11 protein-coding genes are annotated in these 13,668 nt (G+C 60.4%); 9 read left to right on the forward strand and 2 right to left on the reverse strand.

Annotation, left to right across the window (positions count from 1 at the left end; all coding sequences use genetic code 11):
• Nucleotides 1-62 precede the first annotated feature (62 nt).
• Complete coding sequence (locus tag AC5FXY_RS17840; RefSeq protein WP_493558067.1) at nt 63-569, reverse strand: GNAT family N-acetyltransferase; 507 nt, start codon at nt 567-569, stop codon at nt 63-65.
• 253 nt (nt 570-822) lie between these two features.
• Between AC5FXY_RS17840 and AC5FXY_RS17845 the strand changes: the two genes are divergently transcribed.
• The 6 genes from AC5FXY_RS17845 to AC5FXY_RS17870 all read left to right on the forward strand — a co-directional run bounded on the left by AC5FXY_RS17845 (nt 823) and on the right by AC5FXY_RS17870 (nt 7,342).
• Nucleotides 823-2,598, forward strand: coding sequence for a peptidoglycan D,D-transpeptidase FtsI family protein (locus tag AC5FXY_RS17845; protein WP_493558068.1), 1,776 nt, complete (start codon nt 823-825; stop codon nt 2,596-2,598).
• A gap of 125 nt (nt 2,599-2,723) precedes the next feature.
• Nucleotides 2,724-3,320: a hypothetical protein gene (locus tag AC5FXY_RS17850; protein WP_493558069.1), complete on the forward strand. Its 597-nt coding sequence runs from the start codon at nt 2,724-2,726 to the stop codon at nt 3,318-3,320.
• 14 nt (nt 3,321-3,334) lie between these two features.
• The gene (locus AC5FXY_RS17855) at nt 3,335-4,399 is read left to right on the forward strand and encodes an OmpA family protein (RefSeq protein WP_493558070.1); all 1,065 of its coding nucleotides are present in this window, start codon (nt 3,335-3,337) and stop codon (nt 4,397-4,399) included.
• Between the two features lie 580 nt (nt 4,400-4,979).
• Nucleotides 4,980-5,645: a DUF2279 domain-containing protein gene (locus tag AC5FXY_RS17860; RefSeq protein WP_493558071.1), complete on the forward strand. Its 666-nt coding sequence runs from the start codon at nt 4,980-4,982 to the stop codon at nt 5,643-5,645.
• A 219-nt stretch (nt 5,646-5,864) separates the two neighbouring features.
• Nucleotides 5,865-6,959, forward strand: coding sequence for a bifunctional transcriptional activator/DNA repair enzyme AdaA (locus AC5FXY_RS17865; protein ID WP_493558072.1), 1,095 nt, complete (start codon nt 5,865-5,867; stop codon nt 6,957-6,959).
• 245 nt (nt 6,960-7,204) lie between these two features.
• Entirely contained in the window at nt 7,205-7,342 is a 138-nt protein-coding gene (locus AC5FXY_RS17870) for a hypothetical protein (RefSeq protein ID WP_493558073.1), read from the forward strand.
• A 124-nt stretch (nt 7,343-7,466) separates the two neighbouring features.
• Here AC5FXY_RS17870 and AC5FXY_RS17875 read toward each other — a convergent pair whose 3' ends face one another.
• Complete coding sequence (locus tag AC5FXY_RS17875; RefSeq protein ID WP_493558074.1) at nt 7,467-10,784, reverse strand: glycosyl hydrolase; 3,318 nt, start codon at nt 10,782-10,784, stop codon at nt 7,467-7,469.
• Nucleotides 10,785-11,011: 227 nt separating this feature from the next.
• Between AC5FXY_RS17875 and AC5FXY_RS17880 the strand changes: the two genes are divergently transcribed.
• The 3 genes from AC5FXY_RS17880 (at nt 11,012) to AC5FXY_RS17890 (ending at nt 13,597) form a co-directional block, all read left to right on the forward strand.
• Complete coding sequence (locus AC5FXY_RS17880) at nt 11,012-12,019, forward strand: alpha/beta hydrolase fold domain-containing protein (protein ID WP_493558075.1); 1,008 nt, start codon at nt 11,012-11,014, stop codon at nt 12,017-12,019.
• Between the two features lie 243 nt (nt 12,020-12,262).
• Nucleotides 12,263-12,889, forward strand: coding sequence for a BamJ family beta-barrel-assembly machinery protein (bamJ, locus tag AC5FXY_RS17885; protein ID WP_493558076.1), 627 nt, complete (start codon nt 12,263-12,265; stop codon nt 12,887-12,889).
• Nucleotides 12,890-13,072: 183 nt separating this feature from the next.
• Nucleotides 13,073-13,597, forward strand: coding sequence for a hypothetical protein (locus AC5FXY_RS17890; protein ID WP_493558077.1), 525 nt, complete (start codon nt 13,073-13,075; stop codon nt 13,595-13,597).
• Nucleotides 13,598-13,668: the final 71 nt, after the last annotated feature.

The following is a 13,668-nucleotide window of genomic DNA, read 5'->3' on the forward strand; positions in this document are numbered from 1 at the left end:
AGGAGTCAAGTTCAGCCCCACTTCATCTGCCCTGGCCTGAAAGTTTAAGCCGCTATGTCCGCTTACCACAGGTCGCCTGGCTGCAGCACGTAGCACTGCAGCCCAGGTACGGCCGAAGCCATGGGCAGAAAGCCTACGCGTATCAGCAGCCGCTGCGAGGCGCCGTTATCGGGCTCAGTGTTAGCTTCGATCTGCTGCAACGCCAACTTCTCGAAGCCAAAGGCGCAGGCCGCCCGTACGGCTTCGGTCATCAGTCCCCGGCCGCGGTAATCGGGGTGCAGCACGTAACCGATTTCGCCGTGCGCATCGGCGAAGCCGCGGTAGAAACCGCAGGTACCCACCAGAGCGTTGGTATCAGCCAGCGCAACGGCCCAATGAATGGTTTGGTGGTTGCGGTAATCCTGCTCGATGCGTGCCAGCATACGCCCGGCCTGTTCGCGCGTGGCTGCGGGTAGTCCGTCGTAGAAGGTAATGGGCTGTACGGCATCGAGGTCAGTTGGAACGAGGGCGCGTAACCATAGCTGGGACGTGCGTAGCTCGGGGAAAGTGGTGAAGACATCGGGGCGCATAGGGCGTAAACTACGCAGAATACCGCGTCGCGCCTGGCCTTCGACCGGCAGCTTAGGCCCATGCTGCCGTTGCCGAATGCACTTAAGGCAATAGCTTGACCCAACTCCCCCTGACCACAAACTATATAGCATGAGTTGCCTCTGACGCCGGTTAAGTCAGAACCGCGGAAGCCGACAATGTTCAATTGCCTAGCTTTACCTCATGCGCACGGCTTACAAATTCTGGGGAAGAAGTCTTCTGGCAGCTCTAATTATGCTGGCCGCTTGTTCCTCTCCCGAGCAGCAGACGGGCGAACCAGCTCAGGACCAAAGCCCGAGCGTGCGCTACAACGCCCGCCGCGTGGTGGTGGCCGATTCGCTATACCGAGGCCGCGTGCTCGACCGCTACGACTCGGTACTGGTGGCCACCCGCCCGCAGTTCCTGCTGAAACTGCCGCGGCGCGCCCCGCTCGATACGCTGGCGCTGGGCGAGCTACTGGGCTGGGACTCGGTGACCGTCCGACAACGAATTGCCGATGCCCTCCCCTACGCTACTGCTCCGGCCGGCACGTTGGTGCAGCTCCGCCTAACCGCTGCCGAAGTTAAGCGGGTACGCCGCGACAGCGCTGCCTGGCCCACGCTGACGCTCCTCCAACGCACCCAGCGCGTATACACTACCGAGGCAGGAGCACCTGTACTGGGCTACATGGCCACCGAAGCGCAGGCCTTTTACGGTCAGGCCAAGCGCTACCAGCGCGGACGCTTTTATCGCCTGCGCACCGGCGGCGTCGAGACGTACTACAACAGCTTGCTCCGCGGCCACTGGGGCTACCTGCACCCGCTGGTGGACGCGCAAGGCCAGACGCACGGCAGTTGGGCTAAGGACACGGTTTTCCAGCAAGGCCAGGACCTGCAGCTGACCATTGATGTGAAGCTACAAACCTTCGCCGAGAAGCTGCTAGGCGGCCGCAAAGGCTACCTCGTGGCCCTGGACCCGCGCACCGGCGAAATCCTGTGCTTGGTGTCGGGGCCGGTTTACAAAGCCAGCACCATCACGGCGGCGGACCAGGCGGGCGTACGCGCCCGCTTGTTGGAGCAAGAAGACATGCCATTGCTCAACCGGCCCGCCATGTTGCCTAATCCGCCCGGCTCGGTGTTCAAGCTCGTAAATGCAGCCGTCGCCTTGCAGCTGGGCGCCATCAGCCCCGGCACCGCATTCCAATGTGACCAGTCGCTCGTCACGTGTGTGCATCATCACCCCAAACCCAGCAGCCTCACCGTGGGCCTGAAGTACAGTTGCAACCCTTACTTCTATCAGGTGATGCGCAACCTCATCGACCGAGTACCCGATAGCCTGGCTCAGGATACCGTGGCGGCCCGCCACCAGAACCTGGGCCTGTGGCGCCGCTACGCCCGGTCATTTGGGCTGGATACGCTGCTGGGAGTGGATTTGCCGCGCGAAGCCCCCGGATTTCTGCCCACCCCGGCTTATTATGACAAGGCCCGCCGCACCCAGCGCTGGACCTATCGCTCCATCTACTCCCTCAGCCTAGGGCAAGGCGAAATCAACCTAACCGGCCTGCAAATGGCCAACCTGGCAGCCATCATAGCCAACCGTGGCTGGTACTATCCCCCGCATTTAGTACGCAGCGTAGGCAATAGCGGCCCGCTCCCGCGCTTCCGCGAAAAGCGATACACCCTCATCGACAGCGTACACCTGGCGGCGCTAGTTCCGGGTATGGTGGCCGTTATGCAGCGCGGCGGTACCGCCGATGCCTCCAGCCTAGCCGATGTGGGCATTACGGTAGCGGGCAAAACGGGCACCGTGCAAAACAACCAAGGCGACGACCACGCCGCCTTCGTCGGCTTCGCGCCGGCTGATAATCCCAAGATTGCCGTAGCGGTTTACCTCGAAAATGCGGGCTTCGGGGCTACGGCCGCTGCGCCCTGCGCCGTGCTGGTGATGGAAAAGTACTTGCGCGGCAGCATTGCTCCCCGCCGAAAACGCTGGGAAGCGCGCATCCAGCGCCGCGCCCGACGGGAAGAATAGAAGCGCTGTTACTGATCCTGTACCAAGTGCAACAGGGGGCTTGCTCCGCTTTTACCTGTATACCCCGAGCGTATCGTTGCGCGGACCTTCCAAAACTTACCCTTGGCCTTCAGTCAATAGCATCGATGGCAATTTGGCAATACCGCCTTACCGTTATACCTAAGCAATCCGTTCTTAAGCGTTATAGCAGCCTCCCAGATCGGCTGTTTATTGACCGGGAAGGCTGGAAAGCTTACTGGACCTGTCAGCCAGAACCCGGTAGCGCTGCTGCCCCAACGTTCGAAGATGCTTACACAATGGAGTGGTGGACAGAAGTCTATCTTCCAGCAACGGTCATCCGGAATCAAATCGACGAATTGATTGGGGTGCGCGGGGAAAACTGGTCTTCCGCTTATGTCAGCTGGAAGAGCGATGAAGAGGTTGTTGACCACGATTGCAGCATCAGCCTGAAGGCGGGTACGGATGAAATCGATGACTTCGAATTCCGAACGGATTTGCGCGATGCAGATCAAGCGCATCGGTTCTTAGCCGGTATGCTGACAATCTGCCGAGCCCACGACCTATTGGTGATGGACGACGCCGGCATGTTGTTCGAACCAGATTTCAGGCAATTGTTAACTTCCATTGAACATTCCCGGGCAGTCCAGTTCTTGACCAACCCAGTTGAATACCTAACGACCCTTGTCAAACGACTACAGGACCAGCAAGGTGGAATAGAGTAAAACCCCTGAGTGACATGAAATTCAGCATTTGGTTTGGCGGAATGCTCATGCTGCTGGCCCACCTGGCGGAAGGCCAATCCTTGGCAGGCATCTGGCAGGGAGTCGAGCTGGACTCGCAGGAGCCGGGCGCCAACTGGCCCGTAGTGCTTCGCCTTCAGAACGGCAAGGGCGACGGCCTGTTTGGGGTGCAGTACCAGGAAGCCGGCGGGCGCCCGGGCGTGACGGTGACTTTTCAGGTGCAAGCCACGCGTACCCAGGAAGGGTTGCGGCTGCAGCACCTGCGCAAGCTAAACGAAACCGGTGCCACACCCTTCAGCTACTGGTGCGACGGGCATATCAATTTCACCTACGACCCCGAGCAGGAAAAGCTGACCGGCCGCGCCACCTACCGCCCCGTGGGCAGCTGCGACCACGGCACTTACACGCTGTACCGCGTCAAGCTCAAATCGGCAGCTACGGTCCCGGCCGGGACCGAAACGACGATTCGCGTATCGGGCCGCGAGGTGCGCTGGTACGCCGATGCCGACCTGAAGCAGCCCCTACATACCGGCAACAGCTACCGCACCAAGCTTAGCAAAACCACCACCTTTTACCTCACCCAAGGCTACTACGCCTCCCGCGAAAGCGCCGTGGTGCCCATTACTATTGCAGTAAGCGGCGCCGTCCCCAAACCAGTTCCCACGCCCAAACCAGCACCCGCTGACACCGCCCGCCCCCTACCCGCGCCGCCCGTGGTGACGGAGCAGCCCATAGTGCTGCCCAGGGTGCTGTTTAAGCTGGGCACTCCCGAGTTGTTGGCCGAGGCTTACCCAGCCCTGAATCAGCTGGCTACGGAGCTAAAAGCCCGGCCCGAACTGCGCCTGCAGATAGCTGGTCACACCGACCGCATCGGGGAACCCGACAAAAACCAAATGCTATCGGAGCAGCGGGCCGAAGCTGTAAAGGCCTACCTGGTGAAAGCCGGAGTTGCGGCAGCTCGCCTGAGCACCATTGGGTACGGCGATACGCGGCCGCTCTATCCCTCGCCCGATGCCCGCAACCGCCGCGTGGAAGTGGCGGAAATCAAGCCCGGGTCGTAAATGCAGGCCTGCTCAGCCGTGAGCCACTAACTCCGGCAGCGGCTACTACCCGTGACCTACGCTAACTGCCTTGCGCAACGGGGTATAGCACCTCTCCACAGCAGCAGCTACTCTCCTTTTCATACTTGCTTCGCGACCCACCCAGCCAAGTATGCGTGGTCAGGCGCAAGACTTCGGTGCTTTGCATAACTAAACTGCACTAATTACCAATGCATTATAAACACTTTAACCTCTGCACTCAAAAGATAATCGGCCGTACTAGTGGGTAATCCATTCACTAATCCCACGTCGATTGCGTTTTCTCAGCACCTTGTTTCAGCCTGTTTGCTCACCAGTCAAAGCCGGTGGCGTCATTGGACTATTGTTACTGAGCGGGCTCAGCGAAGCCCTGGCAAAGCCTGGCCTATTGGCAGCGCCCGACACGCTAACGGTACAGCAGCGGCGGAACAGGCAACTTGCACTCGGAACAGGGTTCGTGGTGGGCTACGCGGTGTCATTGAAGCTGCTCAGCGACGCGTAGTACAAGCAGCACCCACCGGCCCGCTTCCGCTTCTACGACGACCGACACCACTGGAAGCAAATGGACAAAGCCGGTCATGTCTGGACAGCCTTTCATGAAAGCCGGTTCGGGGTCGACGCTCTGCGTTGGGCCGGTACCTCCGAGCAAAAGGCCATTTGGTACGGGAGCATGGTAGGCTTGGTGCTTCAAACGCCCATCGAAATCTTCGATGGCTACAGCGAGGACTACGGCTTCTCCAACAGTGACATGCTGGCCAATGCGGCCGGTTCGGCGGGCGTACTCGCCCAGCAGCTGGCCTGGGGCGAAATTCGCCTCATGCCCAAGTTTTCCTTTAAGCGCATGGAGCACCCCACGACCCGGCTCGAAAACCTGGGCGACAGCTACATCGGGCAGATGCTCAAAGACTACAACGGGCAAACCTACTGGCTGTCGGCCGACGTTGCCCGCTTTCTGCCGCAGGGCACGCGCTACCCCCGCTGGCTGAATGTGGCAGTGGGCTACGGTGCTGAGGGCATGGTGGTGGGCGACCCACTTCTCAACCGCGAGTTAGGCTACCGCCCTTTCCGCAAGTTTTACCTCTCCCCAGACCTTAACCTGGGCGGTATACGCACGCACAATCCCGCACTGCGAAAGGCTTTCTACGTGCTAAGCATTTTTCGCGTGCCCGCACCGGCATTGCAGTACAGCTCCCGGCGCGGCTTGGTTTTCCGCACGCTGTATTATTAAATCACTCGGCGAAAAGCCAGGATTGAGCCGATGGGCGTTCGGAAACAGCGGCTGCTGACTTAAGATTGAGCGGCCTGACGAGCAGTCGAGCGAAATTCCAAAAATGCTTGTTCAGTTTCCGGTTGCTGATCTTCCACAGCTACGGGTTATTTGGGGATATATCACGGCTGCAAACTTCTGCGTGCACAATGCGCCCCCCAAACCCAGCTGAACCTTCTCATGAGTAGTATCACCGCGCTTGAGCTTACGGCTACCGAGTGCTACACGGCATTGGTCGCCAAAAACCCATCGTATGAAGGCCGCTTTGTGGCGGCGGTCAAGACCACGGGCATTTTCTGTCGGCCTACCTGCACCGCACGCAAGCCCAAACCGCAAAACGTAGAGTTTTTTGCTACCGCCAAGGAAGCGCTGCTGAGCGGTTACCGTGCCTGCAAAGTATGCACGCCCCTCGCACCTTCGGCTGATGCAGGCCCTGAGTTTGCTCAGAAGCTGATCAAGCAACTCACCCACCAGCCATGCGCCCGCATTACCGACCGGCAGTTGCGTCAGCAGGGCTTAGAACCGGCTACCGTGCGGCGCTGGTTTCTGCGCCAGCACGGCATTACCTTTCAGGCTTATCAGCGGCTCCAGCGCATCAACATGGCCTTCAAAAAGCTCCAACAAGGTGAATCGGTAACTGCGGCAGCCTTCGACAGCGGCTACGAGTCGCTGAGCGGCTTTCAGGATTCGTTTAAGGCCGTGTTTGGGGTAGCCCCGAATCACAGCCGCACCCAGCAAGTCATCAACCTGACGCGAATCGAAACGCCGCTGGGCACCATGCTGGCCTGTGGCACGCCCGAGGGCATCTGCCTGCTCGAATTCACCGACCGTCGCATGCTGGAAACTGAGCTTAAAGACCTTGCCAGCCGCCTCAACGCGACCCTCGTGCAAGGCGAAAACCCACACTTTGCCCAGCTACGGACGGAGCTAACGGAATACTTTGCTGGCATCCGGCAGGCATTTACCGTGCCCCTCATTACGCCCGGCACCGTGTTTCAGCAAGCCGTGTGGCAGGAGCTTAGGCAAATACCCTACGGCACCACACGCTCCTATGGGCAGCAAGCCCAGGCTCTGCATAAGCCCGAAGCAGTCCGCGCCGTGGCCTCGGCCAATGGCATGAACCGCGTGGCCATTATCGTGCCTTGCCACCGCGTCATTGGGGCCGATGGCAAGCTGACGGGCTATGCCGGCGGCTTGTGGCGCAAAAAGTGGCTCTTGGAGCTGGAGCAGCGTCACCGCCCACTGGTAGCCGGCCAACAAGGAGTTCTGTTTTAGGACCACGCTGCGGTTGCTACTTCTGCATAGTAATGCACTGCGTAGCTACTGCCCCACCCAAGCACAAGCAAAGCCGAACCCGAAGGTGCAATGCCCTTGAGGCGTGACTCTTTTCCCTTCCTCAAATGTTTTTTCCTTCATGCTGAGCTGTTAACCAAACAATGATGCATGCATAACAACCAATTAATAATTTAGCCGTATCTTTGCACCAAGATTCTGAACTTCACCAACATACAATATATAAAATGAAGAAGACCACCGCTATTTCGACGCTGTTGCTGATGGGTGGCCTGGGGTCCTTGGGACTGTGGGCGGCTCGTGCCCTGCAATTCAACCTGCACATTGACTCGCTCGATGAAGATCTGAGCGACTACTGCTGCTAGCACAGCGTTGTTTCCGGGACTCTATGAGTTGAAGCCGGCCCTGCGATGCGCAGGGCCGGCTTTTTTGTATGGCCTAACTGCAGGCAAGCGCGAAAGGCCTGACATATCGGACGGTGGTTCTTACTTACCGGCCGTCGGCTACGCCCCAAATGGTGACCGGCCCCAGCAGCCCCGAATCGGTTAGCACACGCTGGGCGCCGTTGAAGGGCGGGATATGAGCATCAAGGATTTTGAGCCCTCCTGCCTCGTCGCCCAGCAGGCGGTTGGTCCACTGATTGGTGACTTTGATTATTAAGCTATTCTTCCCGGGCTTTAGTGCTGAGGTAATGTCTACTTGGTATGGCGGCATCCAAGCCACAGACAGGGGCCTTCCGTTTAAAGTCACCTCTGCCAAGTCCCCTACCCGACCTAAGTCCAACATCAGTTTCTGGCCAGCCTTAAACCAGCTGCGGCGGGCCGAAATAGTTCGGGAATAAGTCGCAGAGCCAGAGAAGTACTTTACGCCGTCATTGGAGTGGTGGGTCCAGGAAATGAGCTGCGGAAGTTGCAGGTGAGCGGGTGCCCCCAGGTTTGGCGGAAACGCCACGTTCCAAGGCCCCACCAGGGTGACTAGCAAGGTTTCGGCTTTAGTTGGACCCATGACTGCGGACTGAGCAGCGGCGCCATCGAACACCACAAACACCGCCTGCGAGGCGGCCAGCGACAAGGCAACCGTGGTGAAGCCAGCGTCACTGGAATAGGCCACCGGCTCGGTGCTGCCATCCTCCGGGTGCCAGAGCATGGCTTGCCTGCCACTCACCCGAAACCGCGCCGTCAGCTGTTGCGGGAGGTCGGAACGGTTTACTACGAAATAAAGGTCAGCCGTTTCGGTTTGGCGATGAATCCAGGATACCGGTGCATCCGGGGCGTGGCTGCATTCCAGGTCGGGCCTGACATGCAAGGCCGCCAATACCTCCGCCACTGGCCGGCCCCAATACACCTGCCCCTTGCCGTAACGCCGCTGGGTGCGACTGCGGCCCTCCAGGTCACCCCAAAGTTGTTGCGCGTATTCCTGCAGATCGGCTTCGGCCTGCGCATCGTCGGCTAAGCTGGGCGTGCTGAGTGGCCGTGGACCGATGATGGTAGCACCAGCCGCTACCAGCTCCCGCAGCTTGCGCAGCACTGGCAGGGTCATCTGCTGGGTTTCGGGCAGCACCAGCACGGCGTAGCTAAGGCCATCGGGCAGCGCGAGGCGGCCGGAGGTGCTTACCGCAAGGCGATGCAGCAGCACGTCGGCATTGAGGTAATCATACTGATAGCCAACGGGCGGCGCGGGCTGCAGGCCTGCGCCCCAAAAAGGCATGGTGGCGGGCGCGCCTTCGTTGAGTAGGTAAGCCACATCGGCCACGTAGCGCCCTTGCTGCAGTAAGTGGCTGGTGCGGGCTAAGTAAGTCATCAGCGGCCGGGCCTGCTCGGCCCAGGTGATATGGCGGTGCAGGTGGGTGCCCACCATGGTATTGCCGGGCTTGGCTTCGAGCGGTTGGTGAGCTGAGGTATGAAACACCAGCCGGTTGATGCCCTGCGTAAACCAATAGTCGCTGAGCTTTTTCAGCGCAAACGGCGACTCGTATTCTCCGCCCGTAAAGGCCTCAGCCGCCACGATGGGCTTACCGTACACGTGGCCCGCCGATGCCGCCCCGCGCACATCCTCATAGTACATAGCCGAAGGGTGCAGGTCGCGCGCCCAAAACTCCCCCATCGGAATATCCACGAACTTCTTGTTGAGCAACGCGTCCTCCAGGCTTTCTAAAGACACGCCACCCGCCTCGCCGTAGGTTTCCAGCCCCTGCCGGTGCAAAAATTCGGTGACGACACCGTAATGGTTTTCGGCGAACATATCCACCAGCGTGCGTCTAAAGTCCCAAAGCACCCGGTCGCTGCGGGAAGCGCTGCCCACTATCCGGCCGGCCAGGGCGGGCAGGTAAGGAGTGAGGTCGTAACCGCGGCGCTGCTGGAACTCGGGCAGCATTTCATCGGTCCAATTCTGAATGCCAGCCTCCCAGCTGTCGAGCATTACGTAGTGCAGGCGCTTGCCGTAGAGCGGGCCCAGGGCCTGTGCCAGGGGAGCAGTGTAGGCCTGCAAATAAGCCTCGGTATGTTGGCGGCTGAGCTTATCCACCTCGTAGCCCAGCCCAGCGGGCACTGGCGGACGATTTTTGGCGCCGGTAAGTGAGTAGCCAAAGCGCATAATCGTCCACTGCCCGGTAGGGACTTTCCACCGCAGCGTGCCGTCGGGGCTCAACAACGGTGTCAGTACCAATACTTCCCGCGGATCAATAGCAAGAGCCGGTGCTACCGCTGGGGTTTCGGTGGCTTCGTACTCAAAGAGAAAGTTGAAGCCGGCTTTGTCTTCCCAGCGGTGGACGCGGGCGCCGGTGTGCAGCTTGACTTCGTTGAGTTGGTAGGCCGTATCGGGCTGAGCCGTGGCTTCGGCCATGATTTCGGCGGGCTTTAGCGGGGCACCGGTTAGCTCAAGGCGAAAGTAGCGGACCGTGGTTTCGGGAAAGGCAAATGTGCGTACGGAGCCGGGCCGGTAGCTTTGCTTGCCGGGCAGCACGGCCAGGGTACGAAAGTGCTGGCCGTCATCAGAAGCCAGTACGCGCCCCTGCGGTATGCCCCTGCGCCCAGCCACCGTGAAGGCCCTGGCTTTAACTGGTTGCGAGTAGCTCAGTTGCACCCAGGCCGCAGCACCTTTCGTGGCCGGACGAACCAGCGTGGCCGTATTTAAATCATCGTCCAGCAAGGCTTTACCATCCAGCGGACCTTGGCTGCTGCTGATGGCCGGCACCGGGGCAGGTAGCTCGCCGGCGGGGGTCCTGAAGGCCACCACGGCGCAGTCGGCGTAAAACGGCGGATGGTCTTTGTCTTGCTTGCCGCGCGTGGCCAGGTTCCGAATGGGCCCTTGCTGGGTAGGTGGCAGCGGCAGCTTACCCACAAACTCACGGCCGCCGCTCACCTGCGTTTCGCTCCACACCAGCTTTTTCATGGCTTGCTCGGGCTTCACCCAAGGGCCGCCGGTAAGGCTCCAGCCGGGCGAGCTGAAGATGCCCAGCTCCAAATCGAGCCGTTCGGCTTCGGCCGCGGTGTGGCGCACGGCTTCCAGCCACTGTGGCGAGCCGAAAACGGTTTTTTGGGGCACTTGCTGGCCTGTACCGTAGGCCACGTCGGACAGCTGCAGCCCGGCAATGCCCACGCGCTTCATCCACTCCAGGTCCTTGGTAATCCCTTCCAGCGACACGTTGCTGTGCGTCCAGTGCCACCAGGTCCGCGGCCAGGCAGCCGGTGGCGGATTCTGAAATTCAGTTACCAGAGTCCTTGACGGTGCCTGGGCCCTGGCCATTTCGCTCAGCGCCAACAGGCTACTCGAGGCCACCAGCAGGAACGTTAAAATGCGAGCCTTCATTAGTGAGGGTGTGATGTTAAGCGCCTCGCCTGGCAACCTGGCGGCCTGGTTTGGTCGCGTTTTCCTGCTGTGGCACCGATGCTACCGGGAAGTAGCAGCCGAACATTTGTCCAAGCTTCCTGTACTTGCCTGCCAGTACAGGAGAGTATTTGCCGATGCAGGGCTTACTTTTTGCGCATCGTTCAGCAAAGCCCTCGTTCTGGCTTACCGTTCATTCGTCGTTTTTGATGATAGCCCAACTCCGCTTAGTCCGTCGCATCGGCACTGGATTATCCGTGCTAGCCCAGCTAGCCTGTGCCCGGGTTGGTATGGCCCAGCAGGCCACCGTGCCCCGCGATACTTCCTTCACGGTGCATAGCGCCTACGTCAAGGCCAAAAAGCAGTACCCGGATATTACAGTCGCCCGCCCGCCAGTACCGAAGCACGTCCGCTCGCAGCGGGATGTGACGTACTGCACCCTGCCCAGCGGCCGGGCGCTGAAGCTCGACGTGTTCCACCCCAAGGCCAAGCGCAAGCAGCAGTTTCCGGCGGTGCTGGTGATTCACGGCGGCGGCTGGCGCTCCGGCGACCGGTCGCAGCACGTGCCGCTGGCCCAGCAGCTGGCAGCGCGGGGCTTCGTGGCCGTCACGGCCGAGTACCGCCTTTCCACGGAGGCGCAGTACCCGGCGGCCGTGCAGGACCTGAAGGCAGCCATCCGTTGGATGCGGGCCAACGCCAGTACCTACCCCATTGATACCAGCCGCGTAGCCGTGTGGGGCTTTTCGGCCGGCGGGCAGCTGGCGGCGCTCATCGGTACCACCAACGGCGACCCGCAGTTTGAGGCCGGCAATTGTTTCCGTACCCGTTCCAGCGCGGTGCAGGCCATTGTAGATGCCGATGGCACGCTGGCTTTCATCCATCCGGAATCCGGCGAGGGCGACGACCGCAAAGGCCCTTCGGCGGCCACGCACTGGTTCGGGTTTCCCAAAACCGAACGTACCGAAGTCTGGCACCAGGCCGGGGCCCTGAACCACGTCTCGGCCCAGACGCCGCCTATCCTGTTCATCAACAGCGCCGTGGACCGCATGCACGCCGGCCGCGACGACATGCGCCGCCAACTCGACGGCTTCGGCGTCTACAGCGAAGTGCAAAGCTTCCCCAATACCCCGCACACCTTTGTGCTGTTCAATCCCTGGTTTGAGCCCACCCTTAAATACACGGTGGATTTTTTGAACCGGGTGTTTGCAAAACGGTAGGTTGACAAAGCCAACTTAACCTGCTTCTGCTAAAGCCTTCGCCGCCACTACTACCTGTTACAGTGGCTTTTCCAGCTGCTGTAGCCGAACCCTGCCCGAAGCCAACCTTGCCGGCACTGCGAAGCCTGCAATTTTTCTGCACCTTCGTCCCGCCGGGCGCGTACTGCCCGGTAGCCGGCCGCTAACCTTCGCTGGGCAGGCCGGGCTCATTCAATCAGCGAAATCCGTGTAATCAGTCACAAAATGGAACTGAACTCGCTCAAGCAGCAAATCAGCTACATCATCGGCCGCGACCTGGCCCGCAACTTCGCCCAGCAGGGCCTGGATCTGGACATCGACACGCTGGCCCAGAGCTTGAAAGAAGCCCTCGGAGGCCAGCAGAGCCGCCTCACGCCGCAGCAAATGCAGGCCGCCATGCAGCAGTTTCAGCAGCAGATGGAAGCCCAGCAGCCGCAGGGCAACGGCGGCCAGTCGGCCGAGCAGAACAAGCAGGAAGGCGAAGCTTTCCTGGCGCAGAACAAGGGCAAGCAGGGCATTCATTCGCTGCCGAGCGGCCTGCAATACGAGGTGTTGCAGGAAGGCTCGGGCCAGAAGCCTTCGCTGAAAAGCTCCGTCACCACGCACTACCACGGCACCCTCATCGACGGTACCGTATTTGATTCGTCGTACGAGCGCGGCCAGCCGGCCACCTTCCCTGTCAACGGCGTAATTGCCGGCTGGACGGAGGCCCTGCAGCTGATGAGCGAAGGCTCGAAGTACCGCCTGTACATTCCCTCGGACTTGGCCTACGGCACCCGCGGTGCAGGCGCCGACATCGGTCCGAATGCTACCCTGATTTTCGACGTAGAGCTGTTGAAAGTCAATAACTAGGTAGTGAGGTACACGTGACAGGTGGCAAGTGAAATGCATACGGAACGGCAAGTCGTGTCGAGCAACGCGGGACATATGAGTCGGCAGTTTGTTGCCTCAAATATCCCGCGTTGCTCGACCTGACAATTGCTTGGCTCCGCATCACTTGTCACCTGTCACGTATCGCCTCATCACTTAGCCACCATGGAACCGATTTCTTACGGCTTCGCTCCTCCCCCCTTGCCGCCGCCACGCCCCCCAGTGCAGAGCGAAGACGGTCGTTGGCACCTCACCGATGATGAGCTGACCATTGAGGGGCGCTCTTACGCCTTGCTGGAGCTGGAACGCGTGACGGTGCAGCAAGTGCGCTGGCTGCTGTGGATCATGCTAGGCGCCTTGGTGCTGGGCGGCTTCACGTTGGCGTTTCTCCAAAACTGGATTCGCACGCCCACCGCCATGCTGGGCATGGGCAGCGGCGCGCTGTTGCTGGCCTGGGGCAGCCGCGGGGCCAACCGTGTCCGCCTGCACCGCCTAGGTCAGGCCGAGGCACACCACGCTCTTTCCGGCGATACGCAGGCTTGGCAAAAGCTGGCCGCCGAAACCAACATGCGCATTCACCTGCGCCACCAGCGTGCCGCGGCCGAAGCAATGGCGCTGCTGCAAGCTGCCACCGCGGAAGCAGCCGACTCCTTTGTATCCCAAGAGCCGGCGCCCGACGACATACTCTAGCTTGGCTCTTTGCCGGTCGCCCGTCTGCGCTCAGTGCATTACCTTTGCGCGCCTCTTTTTCAAGTGGCTAC

It is taken from the genome of Hymenobacter sp. FMD4 (assembly GCF_058932745.1).